Here is a 15,909-nt window from a genome sequence, read left to right as displayed (position 1 = left end):
CAGCCGGCCCCTAGCCCGCGGAGCCGCCCGTGAGCCGCCGCCATACGGCCTTCGCCGCGTGGTGCCCCGACATCCCGTGCACACCCGGGCCCGGCGGGGTCGCGGAGGAGCAGAGGAAGACCGCCGGGTGGGCCGTGGCGTAGGGGACGCGGGCGAGCTTCGGGCGGATCAGCAGGCGCAGGCCCGCGACGGAACCGGTCGCGATGTCGCCGCCGATGTAATTGGCGTTGCGGGCGGCGAGCTGCGGCGGCCCGGCGGTGGCGCGGGCGAGGACCAGATCCCGGAAGCCGGGGGCGAACCGCTCGATCTGACGCTCGATCACCTCGGTGGCGTCGCCCTCCCAGCCGCTCGGTACGTGCCCGTACACCCAGAAGGTGTGCTTGCCCTCGGGGGCGCGGGACGGGTCGACGAGGCTGGGCTGGGCGGTGATCAGGAAGGGGACGGCGGGGTCGTGGCCGTCGAAGGCGGCGTGCACGGCGGCGGAGATCTCGCCGTACGTCGGGCCGACGTGGACCGTACCGGCCCGCCGGGCCTCCTCGGCCGTCCACGGCACCGGCCCGTCCAGGGCGTAGTCGATCTTGAAGACACTCGGTCCGTAGCGGAAGCGGCGGTAGGCGTCGCCCAGGCCGGCGATCCGGGCCACGGCGGTCGGGGAGGTGTCGAAGACGTACGCGCGGGCGGGCGGCAGGTCGTCGAGCCGCTTGACCTCGAAGTCGGTGTGGATGACACCGCCCAGCGCCCGGAGGTACGAGGCGAGCGCGTCGGCGATCGACTGGGAGCCGCCGCGCGGCACCGGCCAGCCGCCCGCGTGGGCGGCGAGCGCGAACATCAGCGCCATGCCGCCCGTCCCGAGGCCGGTGAGCGGCGCGATGCCGTGCGCGGCGAGCCCGGCGAAGAGGCCGCGCGCCTTCTCGTCGCGGAAGCGGCGGGTGAGCAGCGCGGCGGGCTGGGCGGCGACCAGGCCGAACCGGGCGTAACCGACCGGGTCGCGCGGCAGCCCGTCCCACTGGGTGCGCAGGAAGTCCGCCGCCACCGTGTCCCACTTGCCGTGGAACGGCGCGACGAGCCTGCGGTACGCGCCGGCGTCGCGCGGGCCGAAGGAGTGGGCGCTCTCGCCGATGCTGCGGGAGAGGATCGCGGCCGTGCCGTCGGGGAAGGGGTGCGCCAGGGGCAGCTCGTGGTGCAGCCACTCCAGTCCGTGCCGGGCCAGCGGCATGGCGTTGAAGGCGGGCGAGCCCGCGCCGAGCGGGTGCACGGCGGAGCACGGGTCGTGGCGGAAGCCGGGGAGGGTCAGCTCCTGGGTGCGGGCCCCGCCGCCGATCGCGTCGGCGGCTTCGAACACCTCGACCCTCAGGCCCCGCCGGGCCAGTTCGACCGCGGCCGTCAGCCCATTGGGCCCGGCCCCTACGACGACCGCGTCGAGCATCGTGGGCACCGCACGGACTCCCCTCGTCCCCTGCAGATCAACCGGCGGACGCCAGCAGATCAAGGATATGCCGAGCCGTCGCGGCGTCCCTCGCCGCGGTGAAGGGAAGGGTGTTGCCGCCCGCTATCCGGAAGGGCTCCCCGGCGAGGGTCGCGCTCGCGCCGCCCGCCTCGGCGACCAGCAGCAGCCCGGCCGCGTGGTCCCAGGCGTTCTCCCAGGAGAAGGCCACCGCGTCGAGGGAACCCTCCGCCACCCGCAGATACTCGAGACCGGCCGAGCCGCAGGGGCGCGGCACGACGCCGTCCGTGAGCAGCTTCCCGAGGATGTGCTTCTCCTCGTCGGTGGTGAAGTCGTAGTGCGAGACGGCCACCTGGAGATCCTGGCCGGGCCCGGGCGAACCCGAACGCAGCGGCGAGCCGTTGAGCAGCGCTCCCCCACCACGCCGCGCGACGGCCATCCGGTCCAGCGCCGGGGCGTACGTCCACGAGGCGAGCAGCTCCCCCTGGTGTGCGAGGCAGACCAGCGTGGCGAAGGCGGGGTCGCCGTGCACGAACTGCCGGGTGCCGTCGACGGGGTCGACGATCCAGACGGGGTCCTCGCCGCGGAGCGCTTCGAGCAGCGTCAGATCGGCGTGCACGGCTTCCTCGCCGACCACGACGGAACCGGGCAGCAGCGCGGTGAGAGAGGCCGTCAGATGCCGCTCGGCGAGCCGGTCCGCGACGGTCACCAGGTCGTGCGGGCCGTTCTTCTCGACGATCTCGTCCGCGGCGAGCTGCCGGAAGCGGGGCATGATCTCAACGGCGGCCGCCTTGCGGACGGCCTCCTCGACATCGGTCAGGTCACCTGCGAGAAATTCATCGATCATACGTCCATCGAACCACGCCGCACCGACAATCGGTGGTGGTCCGGCGACGTGACGGTGTCGCGGGGGTGAACGCTGCGGAGGGCTGCGCCCGCTGTGGTTTCCGGTGCCGGAGCTGCCGTTGGTTCCCGCGGTACCGGCCGGGTCGGCCGGTGTCACGAGCCCGGACAAGTAAGGGTTCGATCTCCGGGGCCTTTCATCTCCATCACTCCACCGGTCGCAAGCAAAGTGGTGCGGCCCGCATGATTCATGCGGGCCGCACCACTTTGCTTCCGGGCGATTCAGTCCAACTCACTTCGCGCAGGATTAAGATCCACCCACCCCTGCTGACCTGCCGACAGGTTTCAGCCAAAGATACATAAGGTCACCCTGTGGCGAATCTTCCCCCTGTGACAACTGAGACTGCCGGTAATAGATAGCTCACTGAGCCTACTGAGGAAATAGCCTAGAACCAGAACGACGCAATTCGACAAAATTCCACTTGCAGGCGACAGTGACGCTTTCCAACTTTGAGCATTAGGTATGGCGGACGTGGCCGAGCATCACCTACCGTTGAGCGCAGGGCAGGAACCATAGAAGGGCTGCAATGAGCGGTGGAACACCTGGGAATTCAGGCAGTCCGGATTCTGATCCCACACCGACACCAGGACCGACACCGGCACCCGATCCGCCGTGGTACCGCAAACCGGCGATCATGTGGCCGATCGCCCTGGGGGCGCTTGCAATCGTGGCCCCCATCGTGGGTTATGCAGTGCCTGAGTGGCTTAAGAGCGACTACACAAAGGAGGCGGACTCAGTTTGCAGCCAATTCTCCCCACACCTCCAAGCTCTGGGCCCGGAACCTTGGTCGGGGCACCCCGCCGTTCATCAAGAATGGATGAAGAGATATAGCATCGTCGTTCTCAATGCTCTGGAGGCGTGGCGGCAGGTGGACGTCCCCGCGTTTGTTGATGGCGAAATCAGGGAGACTTACCACACCGCTCACGCGGCGGGGCAGCATTTACGACTGGCAGTCGAGCTGGCAGGCGCGGGAAAAACCGAAGAGGCTAATGAGTCTCTGAAAGAATACAACAGAGGGAAAGGCGAGGCCGTGCGAAAAGCTCGCGCTCTCGGGCTCGACGTATGCCCCCTCGGGTTCTAGGAACATATGTAGGCCCAGAGGAGGGCGCGGAAGAAGTTTACTTCCCGGATGGGCGCCGGAGCCGCCGGCGCCGAACCCCGCTGGGGCCTCGGCGACAGCGCCGAGGAGCTGTTCCGGCTCCCATATCGCCGCCCGGGAAGCGGGGGTGACGGTGGCCTCTGCCGTCCAGGCGATCCGCTACTGAATGACCTCGTAGATCTCCTTGTAGCCGGATGCCGCGTTGCTGTTCATCGTATCGATCAACGACTGAGCGTTCTCATCTGGATTCACGAAGAACGCTCGCTCCATGGTGAAGTACTGGTCGAGGCTGTCGAATTCCCATTGACAGACGACCGTATCCATGGGACCGGCGTAATCGACGTAGATTCGCCGGTTCGTGTACCCGGCCTCCTCAAACACCTTGGTGAGGGTTTCGAACGCCGCCACGATCTCCGGCGCCTTCCCGCGTTCAGCTTGGTAGACCTCGCGCATCATGTACATGATCTGACTCTGCTTTCCTGCTTCGAGCAGTAATCGACTGGCCAAGCGCTACTTTTCATGCTAGATCACCAAAATGCCGCCCGCATGCCGAGCGAGGTCCGGCTGCCGACCCTCGCAGGCAATCACGAGGTAACCCCGCCACGTACGGTAGCTGTATCCGCCACTGAGACCGGCTCAGGGGCACGTCTCGGGAGGGTGCACAGTGCACGGGGAGTACAAGGTGCCGGGCGGCAAGCTCGTCGTCGTCGACCTGGAGGTCCAGGACGGGGCGCTTCGTGAGGTACGGGTGGCCGGGGACTTCTTCCTGGAGCCGGACGAGGCGCTTCTCGACATCAACCAGGCCCTCGAGGGTGCCAACGCCGACCTGCCGGCCCCCGAGCTCGCCGCTCGGATCGACGCCGCCTTGCCCGAGGGCACCGTCATGTTCGGCTTCAGCTCGGAGGCGGTAGGGATCGCCGTCCGTCGAGCCCTGGCGAACGCCACCGACTGGCACCACTACGACTGGCAGCTCATCCATGACGGCCCCCAGGCGCCCGAGCTGCACATGGCGCTGGACGAGGTGCTGACCGCCGAGGTCGCCGGCGGCCGGCGCCCGCCGACACTGCGGGTATGGGAATGGAAGTCCCCCGCGGTGATCATTGGCAGCTTCCAGTCACTTCGGAACGAGGTGGACATGGAGTCGGCCGAACGCCACGGAATGACCGTGGTGCGGCGCATCAGCGGTGGTGGAGCCATGTTCGTGGAACCTCGGAGCACCATCACCTACTCGCTCTACGTTCCGGATTCCCTGGTGCAGGGCCTGTCCTTCGCCGACAGCTACGCCTACCTCGACGACTGGGTGCTGGGTGCTCTCGGCGACATGGGCATCAAAGCCTGGTACCAGCCGCTCAACGACATCGCCACCGACGCCGGCAAGATCGCCGGCGCGGCGCAGAAGCGCATGGTCGGCGGGAACGGCGCCGTGTTGCACCACGTGACCATGGCCTACGACATCGACGCCGACAAGATGCTCGACGTGCTGCGCATCGGCAAGGAGAAGCTGTCCGACAAGGGCACCAAGAGCGCCAAGAAGCGCGTCGACCCGCTGCGCCGCCAGACGGGTCTCCCTCGCGCAGAGGTCATTGACCGCATGATCGGTTCCTTCCGCGGCCGGTACGGGCTGGCCAAGGGCACGGTCACCCCCGAGGAGATGGCGCGGGCCGAGGAGCTGGCGGCGACGAAGTTCTCCTCGGCCGAGTGGACCGCGCGCGTGCCGTAACGCCAAGACGTTCAGCTCAGTGCCGGGATGAGGTGCTCCCCGTACGCGTCGATCGTGGCCTCCTTCGCGTCGTGCATGGCGTAGACCGCGAACTGGTCGACGCCCAGGGCGCGTAGCTCCTCCAGCCGCTCTCGGTGGGACGCGACCGGGCCGAGCAGGCAGAAGCGGTCCACGATCTCGTCGGGCACGAAGTCGGTGGAGGGGTTCCCGGCCCGGCCGTGGTGGCTGTAGTCGTAGCCCTCGCGCTGCTTGATGTACGCGGTGAGGGCCTCCGGCACCATGTTGGAGCCCTCGCCGTAGCGGGCGACCAGGTCGGCGACGTGATTGCCGACCATGCCGCCGAACCAGCGGCACTGCTCCCGCGCGTGCGCCAGGTCGTCCCCGACGTACGCGGGCGCGGCCACGCAGATGGTGACGGACGCCGGGTCGCGGCCGGCGTCGGCGGCGGCGGTGCGGACGGCCTGGACCATCCACGCGGTCAGCGTCGGGTCGGCGAGCTGGAGGATGAAGCCGTCGGCCTGCTGCCCGGCGAGGGCGAGCGCCTTCGGCCCGTACGCGGCCATCCAGACGGGCAGCTTGCCGTCCCGTACCCAGGGCAGGCGCAGCGTCGTGCCGCCGACGTCGGCCTCGCGCCCCTCCGCGAGGTCGCGGATGATGCTCATCGCCTCGCGCAGGGTGGCCAGGGTGTTGGGCTTGCGGCCGGCGACCCGCATGGCCGAGTCGCCGCGGCCGATGCCGCACACGGTGCGGTTGCCGTACATGTCGTTGAGCGTGGCGAAGGTGGAGGCCGTGACCTCCGGGGCGCGGGTGGTGGGGTTGGTGACCATCGGACCGACGATCAGCCGCTCGGTGTGGTCCAGGATGCGGCTGTAGATGACGAAGGGCTCCTGCCACAGCACGGCGGAGTCGAAGGTCCAGCCGTAGCGGAAACCGGCGCTCTCGGCGCGGCGCATGAGGTCCACCACGGCGCCGGCGGGCGGGTCGGTCTGCAGGACGAGTCCGAAGTCCACGCGGTGTCTCCTAGTTCAGGTACTGGCAGGTGGAACGGGGGGTGAAGCGGCCGTGGCCGGCGCGTCCGACGAACTCGCGCCGGTCGATGACGAGTTCACCGCGGGAGAGGACCGTCTCGACCTGGCCGGTGACGGTCTTCCCCTCGTACGCCGAGTAGTCGACGTTCATGTGGTGGGTCTCGGCGGAGAGCGTCTGCCGTGCGTTCGGGTCGTAGAGGACGATGTCGGCGTCGGCGCCCGGGGCGATCGTGCCCTTCTGCGGGTAGAGGCCGAACATCCGGGCGGGGGCGGCGCAGGCGATCTCGATCCAACGGCGGCGGGAGAGATGCCCGTCGACGACGGCCTGGTGGAGGAGGTCCATGCGGTTCTCCACGCCGGGCAGCCCGTTGGGGATCTTGGAGAAGTCGCCGCGGCCCAGCTCCTTCTGGCCGGAGAAGCAGAAGGGGCAGTGGTCGGTGGAGACGACCTGGAGGTCGTCGGTGCGCAGTCCGCGCCAGAGCGCGGCCTGGTGCTCGCGGGGCCGCAGTGGGGTCGAGCAGACGTACTTGGCGCCCTCGAAGCCCGGCTCGGCGAGGTTGTCGGTGGACAGGAAGAGGTACTGCGGGCAGGTCTCGCCGAAGACGGGCAGGTCCATGGCCCGGGCCCGGGTCAGCTCGGTGACGGCTTCCTCGGCCGAGACGTGCACCACGTACAGGGGGCTGCCGGCGACGCGGGCGAGCTGGATGGCGCGGTGCGTGGCCTCGGCCTCCAGCAGCGCCTTGCGGACCTCGCCGTGGTAGCGGGGGTCGGACTCCCCGCGGGCGAGCGCCTGCTCGATGAGCACGTCGATCGCGATGCCGTTCTCCGCGTGCATCATGATCAGACCGCCGTTGCCGGCGGCCCGCTGCATGGCGCGCAGGATCTGGCCGTCGTCCGAGTAGAAGACCCCCGGATACGCCATGAACAGTTTGAACGAGCTGATGCCTTCTTCGACGAGCCCGTCCATTTCCTTGAGCGTGTGCTCGTTGACGTCCGACACGATCATGTGGAAGCCGTAGTCGATCGCGCAGGTGCCCTGGGACTTGGCGTGCCAGGTGTCGAGGCCCTCGCGCAGCGACCGGCCGCGGGACTGGACCGCGAAGTCGACGACGGTCGTGGTGCCGCCCCACGCCGCGGCGCGGGTCCCCGTCTCGAAGGTGTCACTGGAGGCGGTGCCGCCGAAGGGCAGGTCGAAGTGGGTGTGGGCGTCGACGCCGCCCGGGATGACGTACTTGCCCGTGGCGTCGATCGTCCGGTCGGCGGTCCAGCCCTCGGCGAAGGCGCTGTCGGGTGTGGCGAGGGCCGCGACCTTGCCGTCCTCGACGAGGACGTCGATGCGGCCCTCCTCCGCCGCGGTGATGACGAGCCCCCCGCGGATGACGGTCCTGGTCATGGCCGTTCCTTTCCGGAGATCGCGTGCTGGGCCCGGCGCAGGGCCTCTTCGAGGAGGGCGGCGCCCTCCTCGGCCTCGGTGATGGTGAGCGTCATCGGCGGGGCGATACGCAGGGTGTTGCCGTCGCGGCCGCCCTTGCCGACGAGCAGGCCGAGCTCCCGGGCGGCTTCGAGGGTGAGCGCGGCGGCCTCCGGGGAGGGCGAGCCGTCGTCCCCGACCAGCTCCATGCCGATCATCAGGCCGCGGCCGCGTACCTCGCGGACGACCGGCAGGCCGGCGGCGACGGCCCGCAGCCGCTCGATGAGGAGGCCGCCGACCCGGCGGGCGTTGCCCTGGAGGTCGTGCTCCAGGAGGTAGGTGAGGTTGGCGAGGCCGGCCGCCATGGTGACGGGGCTGCCGCCGAAGGTGGAGATGGAGTTGGCGCCCAGGCAGTTCATGACCTCGGCCCGGGCGACGACACCGCCGACGGACATGCCGTTGCCGATGCCCTTGGCGAAGGTGAGCACGTCGGGCGGGCCGCTTCGGGCGTGGGCCTGCCAGCCCCAGAAGTGGTCGCCGGTCCGGCCCCAGCCGGTCTGGACCTCGTCGGTGATCCACAGGATGCCGCGCGGGGCGAGGACCTCGCGGAAGGCCGCGTACAGCCCGTCGGGGGGTGCGGTGAACCCGCCGACGCCCTGCACGGGTTCGGCGATCAGCGCGGCGACGTTGCCGTGTGTCTGGGCGAGCACGTCCTCCAGGTCCGCGACACAGGCCTCGATGAAGTGCGCGTCGGACAGCTGGGCGAAGGGGCCGCGGGTGCGGATGCCGCCGTGCACGTAGAGCGTCTGCAGCGGGGAGAGGCTGGTGGGCGACCAGTCGGCGTTGCCGGTGATGGCGATGGAGGCGAAGGACCGGCCGTGGTAGCTGTTGCGCATCGCCAGGACCTGGTTGGAGCGGCGATGGGTGGTGGCGAGCAGCAGGGCCGCGTCATTGGCCTCGGTGCCGGAGGTGGTGAAGAAGACCCGTGCGTCGGGGATGCCGGAGAGGGCGGCGATCCGCTCGGCCAACTCGACCATGTGCCGGTCGAGATAGAGCGTGGAGGTGTGCAGGATGCGCCCGGCCTGATCGCTGACCGCCTTGGTGACCTCGGGCAGGGCGTGGGCGGTCATGGTGGTGAGGATGCCGCCGAAGAAGTCGAGATAGCGTCTGCCCTCGGCGTCCCACACATGGCGGCCCTCGCCGTGGGTGATCTCCAGCGGGTCGCGGTAGTAGAGGGCGAGCCACTCGGGCATGACGGCCCGGTGCCGGTCGCGCAGCCCGGAGGGGGCCGGGGAAGGAGCCGGGGCGGAGGCCGCGCCTCCGGGGGCCCCCGCGCTCACGGCTGGACCAGCCCGTCGTACGCGTCGGGCCTGCGATCCCGGTAGAACGCCCACTGCTGACGTACCTCGTCGATCACGGAGAAGTCGAGGTCGCGGACGATCAGCTCCTCCTTGGTGTCGCTCGCGACGTCACCGACGAACTGGCCGCGCGGGTCGACGAAGTACGACGTGCCGTAGAAGTCGTTGTCGCCGTACTCCTCCTGGCCCACCCGGTTGATCGCGGCGACGAAGTACTCGTTGGCGACGGCCGCGGCGGGCTGTTCCAGCTTCCACAGGTGGGCGGAGAGGCCGCGCGAGGTGGCGGAGGGGTTGTAGACGAGCTGGGCTCCGGCGAGGCCCAGCTGACGCCAGCCCTCGGGGAAGTGGCGGTCGTAGCAGATGTAGACGCCGACCTTGCCGACGGCCGTGTCGAAGACGGGCCAGCCGATATTGCCGGGCTTGAAGTAGTACTTTTCCCAGAAGCCCTTGACCTGGGGGATGTGGTGCTTGCGGTACTTCCCCAGATAGCTGCCGTCGGCGTCGATGACGGCGGCGGTGTTGTAGTAGAAGCCGGACTGCTCGACCTCGAAGACGGGCACGACGATCACCATGCCGGTCTCGCGGGCGAGGTCGCGCATCCGGGCCACGGTGGGGCCGTCCGGGACCGGTTCGGCCCAGCGGTAGTGCTCGCTCTCCTGCACCTGGCAGAAGTAGGGGGCGTTGAAGACTTCCTGGAAGCCGATCACCTTCGCGCCCTGCGCGGCGGCGGCACGGGCGTGTTCCTCGTGCTTGGCGATCATCGACTCGGTGTCACCGGTCCAGGTCGCCTGGACGAGTGCGGCGCGGACAACGTTGGCCATGAGCTGCTCCTTTGCCGGGGCGTCAGCCAGCCCGTCACGTAGATCACGTGTGGATGCGACCGTATGACCCGCCCCGACTCGTGGCAAGACCATCCGGCTTCCTGTGGACAACCCGCGTCGCGCGGGCCGGCGGCGCGCGCCCACGGCGCCGCGAACGGGCGGCGGGCCGAGGCGGCCCGCCGCCCGTGAGCACGGCGTATACGCGGCGTTCTGCCGTCCGTCGGGCCCGGTTACCGGCCCGACGGGTGGACGACCATGGCGGAGCCGCCACCGCGCCTGACCCGTTCGGCTGCCGCCAGCCAGCGGCCGTCCGGCAGTCGCTGGACACCGGTGGCCGCGCCGATCTCCGGGTTCTGCTTGAACACATGACCGAGGGCTTCGAGCCGTCCGCGGAGCCGGCTGTCCCACAGGCCCGGCTCCAGCTCGGTCGCCGCCGCGTTGCGCTGGCTGGCGCGCGGCGCGGCGATCGCGTCGACGAGCGGCATCCCGCGGTCCACGTGGTTGAGCAGCGTCTGCAGGGTGGTGGTGATGATGGTGGCGCCGCCGGGCGAGCCCAGCGCGAAGGCGGGCCGCCCGTCGTCGAGGACGATCGTCGGCGACAGGGACGAGCGCGGCCGCTTGCCGGGGCCGGGCAGGTTCGGGTCGTGGACGCCCGGGCTGACCGGCACGAAGGAGAAGTCGGTCAGTTCGTTGTTGAGCAGGAAGCCGCGCCCGGGCACGGTGATGCCGCTGCCGCCGGTCTGCTCGATGGTCAGGGTGTAGGCGACGACGTTGCCCCACTTGTCGGCGGTCGTCAGATGCGTGGTGTGCTCACCCTCGTAGGGGGTGGGCGCGGCCTTGCCGTGCGTGCCGCAGGCCACCGGCCGGCGCGGGTCGCCCGGGGCGAGCGGGCTGGTCAGCACGGCGTCGTCCTTGATCAGGCACGCGCGCGCGTCGGCGAAGCGCTGGGAGGTCAGCCCCTTGGTGGGCACCTTCTCGTGCGCCGGGTCGCCGACCCAGCGGTTGCGGTCGGCGAACGCGACCCGGCTCGCCTCGATGTAGCGGTGCAGATAGGTCTTCTTGTCGAGCTTCGAGAGGTCGCCGCGCTCCAGGATGTTGAGCGCCTCGGCGACGGTGGTGCCGCCGGAGGACGAGGGGGCGACGCCGTAGACGTCGAGACCCCGGTAGGACGTCCGGGTGGGCTCCTGCTTCTTCGCCGCGTAGGCGCGCAGGTCCCCTGCCGTCAGGTCGCCGGGGCGCACGACACGCTTGGCCTCGGGATCGACGGGGGGCTTGCGTACGGTCCGGACGATGTCGCGGCCGACCTCGCCCCGGTAGACCGCGTCGGTGCCCTTCGTCGCCAGCAGCTCATAGGTGCGCGCGAGGTCGGGGTTCTTCAGGGTCGTCCCGACGGCGGGTGGCTGCCCGCCCGGCAGGAACAGCTCGGCGCTGGCCGGGAAGTCCTTGAAACGCGCCTGGTTGTCGGCGGTCTGCTTGCGGAAGGTGGCGTCGACGGTGAAGCCCTCACGGGCGATGCGCTGGGCGGGGCGCAGCACCTGGGCGAGCGACCGGCTGCCCCAGGTGCGCAGGGCGGTGTCCCAGGTGGCGGGGGTGCCGGGGGTGCCGACGCTGCGGCCGCTGGTGACGGCATCCGCGAACGGGATGGGCTTGCCGTTCTCCAGGAAGAGGTCCTTGCCGGCGCTGAGCGGGGCCCGCTCACGGCCGTCGATCATGGAGATCCGGTGCCGCTTCGCGTCGTAGTGGAGGAAGTAGCCACCGCCGCCGATCCCGGCCGAGTAGGGCTCGGTGACGCCGAGCGCGGCGGCGGTGGCCACCGCCGCGTCGACGGCGTTGCCGCCCTTGCGCAGCACTTCGATGCCGGCGGCCGACGCGTCGGGGTCGACGCTGGCCACCGCGCCGCCGTGGCCGACGGCGACGGGGGTCTTCGCGGGTGTGTGGGCGTGCGGGGTGCCCGTGCGCTCCGTCGTGCCCGCCGCCGAGGCGGCGGGCACGAGGGCCGTGGTGGCGACCAGCGCGGCCGTCACGGCGAGTACGGGCAGGCGTCGTTGGGCGGTCGATCTCGCGCGGGCCATCCTTACCTCCAAGCGGGGCGAACGAGCCCCGGAGCCTACTCGGAGGGCGGGCCCGAGGACAGGGCGCCGCGCACGCTCACCTCACCGGTGCCTTCGGCCCGGTGCCGCTTCCTCAGCGCTTCTTGGCGACGCCGAACACCGCGTGCGCCATGGCTTCCTCGCCCTTGGCGTTGGGGTGGAAGGGGGCGGCCGGGTTCTCCGGGTTCGCGCCCTCGACCCAGCGGTCGGCGGCGGGCTTGCAGACGTCGTGGCCGACGGTCGGGCCGTAGGTGTCGGCGTAGCGGACGCCGGCCTTGGCGGCCTGCTGCTTCAGCATCGTGTTGAGGTGCTTCTCGGTGTCCCGCAGGTAGCTCACGTCACCGGCGGCGATCGGTACGGCCGGGAAGCAGCCGACGCCGTTGTCCGGCATGATCGTGGGGTAGCCGACGATCACGACGCGGGCGTGCGGGGCGCGCTTGCGCACGTCCTTCAGCACCCGGGCGACCTTGGGCGCGGCGGCGGCGATTCTGGCGGTGAGCTGGTCCTTGCCGCCCTCGGTGTACTTGGTGCGGCAGGGCGCGCCGGCCGGGTCGGTCACCGACAGCTGCGCGCAGGTGCCGATGATGTCGCCGAAGCCGATGTCGTTGCCGCCGATGCCGACGGTGACGAGCGTGGTGCCCTTGCCGAGGGCGTTCAGCTGGGGCGGGTTGGCGCCCTGCGTCCGCCACATGTCGTCGGTGGTCGCGCCGCTGCAGCTGACGTCCTTGAACGTCCGCGTGTGCAGCCACTTCGCGGTGACCGAGGGGTAGTTGACGCTGGACCGCGCGCAGTCCCCGCCCGTCTGCTCGGGGACGCCCGGCGCGGAGGTGTACGAGTCGCCGAGGGCGACGTAGCGCTCACCGCCGCCCGTGCCGGCCTCGGAGGCCCCCGCGGGAGCGGCCGCGCCGACCGCCAGCGCCCCCACCGCGCCGAGCGCCGCCAGCGCCTTCCCGTACCGCCCACCGCGTGCGTAAGCCTCTGCCACTACTGCCTCCGAAGGTGTGTCGGGTGACCGCCGATGATCACCGCGCGGGAGTCAGACTCGCTCCGCGGTGACTGTCTGTCAACGTGAGCTGTCGTCGGGGCACGGTCGGGACGGTTCGAGGTTCGACCACAGCGGCTCCTTGCCGAAGCCACTCAGGTACGGGTCGAGATCGGTGTACGCGGCCGTGCTCACCGCCTGGCCTTCGAGCCATACGGTGTCGCACTCCTCACAGACCTTGATGACGTCGGCCTGCCCGCGCACGCGACGTCCGACGACCCATCCCTGATCACACCGGGGGCACCAGTCCATCCGTGGATCCTCCCCCAGACCCATGGGCAAGGCGAAATGATTTCTTCCGGCCCGGCGTGCAGCGAATGCAGAGGTCACTGACAGTGAGATGGAAGACGCGTTGACGCCCTTCCCTTTACCGCTCATTGCCCTCGATCGACCCGGTCGGCACAGCCGCCTCGAACCGGCCTCCCGGAACGCCAAATTCGGAGCTTGGAATTCCGCTTCCCATGCATAAGTTCCAGCCATCCACGGTCCGTTGATAATGACATGCCCACAACCATTCCGTTACTGGCAGTACGCCCCTGAAATGGGGCTGAATAACACCTGACGAACCTTCAAGAGCCAGCAAAGTCACAGCAGGTGATAGGTTCCAGCCACCCGCCTTTATCCCACCATTACGTGCAACGGCATGTGCCGTGCTGCACGCATCCGGAAGGAATCCCTGGTGATATCTCGCGCGCGCAGAATGCTGCTTGCCGGCGTTATCGGTGGCGTCTCCGCCGTCACCGCCGCTTCCGCCATCGCATTCGCGGCCCCCGCCCCTGCCGCGGACGACGCCACTCCGCCTTCGGCGATCGAGGACTTCGCGTACCCGGGTGCGGAGAAGATTCTCAAGGAGACCGGCATCACCCTCCGCAAGGGCGACGGCCGTATCCTGCTGGGCGACTGCGCCAAGGACAGCGACATCATCGTGATGACGCGTCCCACCCCCCAGACCAAGGCGGACAAGTACTGCTTCCGCCTCACGGGCGACAAGAAGTCGGGCTACCTCACGCTGGAGATCCCCCGCGTGTTCGGCCTCCAGACCGAGGACCACCCGATCCGGGCCACCGTCACCGCCGGCGGCACCTCGCAGGTCGTCGACGTGCCCAAGAACGACCTCAAGGGCGTCGGCGAGGGCATCCCCGGCGGCGAGCCCACCGCGCTCGTCGAGCTCCGCGTCACCGGCTGACCCACGCCACCGCCCGGCCGGGTCCCCGGCGCGACGGGCACCGGCTGACCCACCCGGTCAGCTCACCCCAGGCCCGGGACGCACCTCCGCGTCCCCCGGCCGCGACGGCCCACCGGCCCTCTCGCACCTCTAGCCACACCTCAGAAGGAACGAACATGTCCGGCAGACGTTCACGCGCAGCGTGGGTCACCGCTCTTCTCTCCACCACCGTCGCCGCAGGCCTGCTGACCGCCGCCCCGGCGGGTGCCGTCGTGGGTGACAAACCGGCCGACGGGACCTACGGGTTCACCGCGAAGCTCGACATCGGCGGCAAGCGCAGCTGCTCCGGCGCGCTCGTCGAGCAGGGCTGGGTCATCACCGCGGCCAGCTGCTTCGCCGACAGCCCCGCCCAGGGCTTCAAGATCGCCGCGGGTGCGCCCAAGCTGAAGACGACCGTGACGGTCGGCCGCACGAACCTCTCCTCGACGGCCGGCGTCGTGACCGAGGGCGTCGAGCTCGTCCCGCGTGACGACCGCGACCTCGTCATGGTCAAGCTGGCCAAGCCCGTCACCGGCATCGCCCCCGTCGCCGTCTCCTCCGCCGCCCCGCAGCAGGGTGACGAGGTGCGGGTCGCCGGCTACGGCCGCACGAAGACCGAGTGGATCCCCGAGCGTCTGCACAGCAACACCTTCACCGTCGACGCGGTCAAGGACACCTCGGTCGGCCTCGCCGGCAAGGGTGCCGACGCCGTCGTCTGCAAGGGCGACACCGGTGGCCCGGCCTTCCGTGAGAACGCCGGCCGCGCCGAGCTGACCTCGGTCAACACCGCCTCCTGGCAGGGCGGCTGCTTCGGCACCGACGCGGCCGAGACCCGCAAGGGCGCCGTCAACACCCGCGTCGACGACGTCGCCGGCTGGGTGTCCTCGGTCTACTCCCGCGGTCTGCTGAACAAGGCGAACTGGAAGAACGCCGACCTGCTCGCCTCCGGCTACTTCACCGGCGGCTCGGCCGGCGGCAAGCGCCACATGGACATGATCGTCCGCTGGACCGACGGTTCCGTCACCCTGTACCAGGGCGCCGAGTTCAACGACCCGAAGTACCCCTTCTCCTCGGAGTACAAGCTCGCCGAGGCCGGCAGCACCTTCAAGTACGCGCGGGCCATCTCGGGCGGCAGCTTCACCGGCACCGGGTCGGACGGTCTCATCGTCCGCTGGTCCGACGGTGAGCTCACCGAGTACACGCACGTCGACCAGAACGGCTTCCACGGCGAGAAGAAGCTCGCCGACCCCAACGCCACCTGGAAGAACGCCAAGCTGGTGACCGCCGGCCGCTACACGGCCAACGCACTCCGCGACGACATGCTCGTCGTCTGGGTCGACGGCTCGATCTCGATGTACTCCGACATCGACGCCAACGGCATCCGCAAGGCCACCCAGATCCAGAAGGCCAACTCGACCTGGACGCACGCCGAGCAGATCGGCGCCGGCGAGTTCACCGGCAAGAAGACCAGCGACCTGATGGTCCGCTGGTCCGACGGTGAGGGCACCATCTACCCGGGCGTCGACACCGCGGGTCTGCACGGCGAGATCAAGATCCGTGACCCCAAGTCCGCCTGGACCAACGCCACGGTGATCACCGTCGGCGCGTTCGACGCGAACAAGGTCCCCAACGACGTCATCGTCCGCTGGGCCAACGGCAGCCTCACCATGTACCCCGGCGTCGACAGCGCCGGCACCCACGGCGAGGTCCGTCTCGTCGGCTGACCCCATTGACGGCGCCGGGCCGGCCGCCCCTTCCGACATGGCCGGCCCGGCGTGCGGATCGACG

14 protein-coding genes are annotated in these 15,909 nt (G+C 70.0%); 4 read left to right on the top strand and 10 right to left on the bottom strand.

The window, feature by feature from the left end:
- Positions 1-10: 10 nt before the first annotated feature.
- Together AB8O64_RS29245 and AB8O64_RS29240 are read right to left on the bottom strand one after the other, a co-directional pair.
- Positions 11-1,435, bottom strand: a complete 1,425-nt coding sequence (locus tag AB8O64_RS29245) for a phytoene desaturase family protein (RefSeq protein ID WP_370422365.1) — start codon at positions 1,433-1,435, stop codon at positions 11-13.
- Positions 1,436-1,463: 28 nt separating this feature from the next.
- A complete protein-coding gene (locus tag AB8O64_RS29240; protein WP_370422363.1) occupies positions 1,464-2,291 on the bottom strand; it encodes an inositol monophosphatase in 828 nt (275 codons plus the stop codon).
- An 874-nt stretch (positions 2,292-3,165) separates the two neighbouring features.
- Between AB8O64_RS29240 and AB8O64_RS29235 the strand changes: the two genes are divergently transcribed.
- The gene (locus AB8O64_RS29235; protein WP_370422362.1) at positions 3,166-3,429 is read left to right on the top strand and encodes a hypothetical protein; all 264 of its coding nucleotides are present in this window, start codon (positions 3,166-3,168) and stop codon (positions 3,427-3,429) included.
- A gap of 177 nt (positions 3,430-3,606) precedes the next feature.
- Here AB8O64_RS29235 and AB8O64_RS29230 read toward each other — a convergent pair whose 3' ends face one another.
- Positions 3,607-3,909, bottom strand: coding sequence for a hypothetical protein (locus AB8O64_RS29230; RefSeq protein ID WP_370422361.1), 303 nt, complete (start codon positions 3,907-3,909; stop codon positions 3,607-3,609).
- A 202-nt stretch (positions 3,910-4,111) separates the two neighbouring features.
- Here AB8O64_RS29230 and AB8O64_RS29225 point away from each other — a divergent pair, with 202 nt between their 5' ends.
- Positions 4,112-5,167 (top strand): biotin/lipoate A/B protein ligase family protein, encoded by a 1,056-nt coding sequence (locus AB8O64_RS29225; protein WP_370422360.1) that lies wholly within the window; start codon positions 4,112-4,114, stop codon positions 5,165-5,167.
- Between the two features lie 11 nt (positions 5,168-5,178).
- Here the strand turns inward: AB8O64_RS29225 and AB8O64_RS29220 are convergent, their stop codons facing one another.
- The 7 genes from AB8O64_RS29220 to AB8O64_RS29190 form a co-directional block, all read right to left on the bottom strand.
- A complete protein-coding gene (locus tag AB8O64_RS29220; RefSeq protein ID WP_370422359.1) occupies positions 5,179-6,177 on the bottom strand; it encodes a TIGR03842 family LLM class F420-dependent oxidoreductase in 999 nt (332 codons plus the stop codon).
- Between the two features lie 10 nt (positions 6,178-6,187).
- Positions 6,188-7,588 (bottom strand): dihydropyrimidinase, encoded by a 1,401-nt coding sequence (gene hydA, locus AB8O64_RS29215; protein ID WP_370422358.1) that lies wholly within the window; start codon positions 7,586-7,588, stop codon positions 6,188-6,190.
- Positions 7,585-8,859 carry an aspartate aminotransferase family protein gene (locus tag AB8O64_RS29210; protein WP_370424002.1) on the bottom strand — a complete coding sequence of 425 codons (1,275 nt, stop codon included), beginning with the start codon at positions 8,857-8,859 and terminating at the stop codon, positions 7,585-7,587. Before AB8O64_RS29210 ends, hydA begins: the two co-directional genes overlap by 4 nt.
- A gap of 83 nt (positions 8,860-8,942) precedes the next feature.
- Positions 8,943-9,785 carry a nitrilase-related carbon-nitrogen hydrolase gene (locus tag AB8O64_RS29205; protein ID WP_356453183.1) on the bottom strand — a complete coding sequence of 281 codons (843 nt, stop codon included), beginning with the start codon at positions 9,783-9,785 and terminating at the stop codon, positions 8,943-8,945.
- Positions 9,786-10,015: 230 nt separating this feature from the next.
- A complete protein-coding gene (ggt, locus tag AB8O64_RS29200; protein ID WP_370422357.1) occupies positions 10,016-11,857 on the bottom strand; it encodes a gamma-glutamyltransferase in 1,842 nt (613 codons plus the stop codon).
- 112 nt (positions 11,858-11,969) lie between these two features.
- On the bottom strand, positions 11,970-12,860 hold the full coding sequence (locus AB8O64_RS29195) for an SGNH/GDSL hydrolase family protein (RefSeq protein ID WP_370422356.1): 891 nt from the start codon (positions 12,858-12,860) through the stop codon (positions 11,970-11,972).
- A 78-nt stretch (positions 12,861-12,938) separates the two neighbouring features.
- Entirely contained in the window at positions 12,939-13,121 is a 183-nt protein-coding gene (locus AB8O64_RS29190) for a hypothetical protein (RefSeq protein ID WP_370422354.1), read from the bottom strand.
- Between the two features lie 475 nt (positions 13,122-13,596).
- On the opposite strand from AB8O64_RS29190, the gene AB8O64_RS29185 reads away from it, so the two are divergent.
- On the top strand, positions 13,597-14,103 hold the full coding sequence (locus AB8O64_RS29185) for a hypothetical protein (RefSeq protein WP_370422352.1): 507 nt from the start codon (positions 13,597-13,599) through the stop codon (positions 14,101-14,103).
- Between the two features lie 155 nt (positions 14,104-14,258).
- The gene (locus AB8O64_RS29180) at positions 14,259-15,845 is read left to right on the top strand and encodes a trypsin-like serine protease (protein WP_370422350.1); all 1,587 of its coding nucleotides are present in this window, start codon (positions 14,259-14,261) and stop codon (positions 15,843-15,845) included.
- Positions 15,846-15,909: the final 64 nt, after the last annotated feature.

Source organism: Streptomyces sp. QH1-20 (assembly GCF_041283565.1).
GTDB classification, from domain to species: Bacteria; Actinomycetota; Actinomycetes; order Streptomycetales; family Streptomycetaceae; genus Streptomyces; species Streptomyces syringius.
This window is presented reverse-complemented; position numbering and strand designations above follow the sequence as displayed.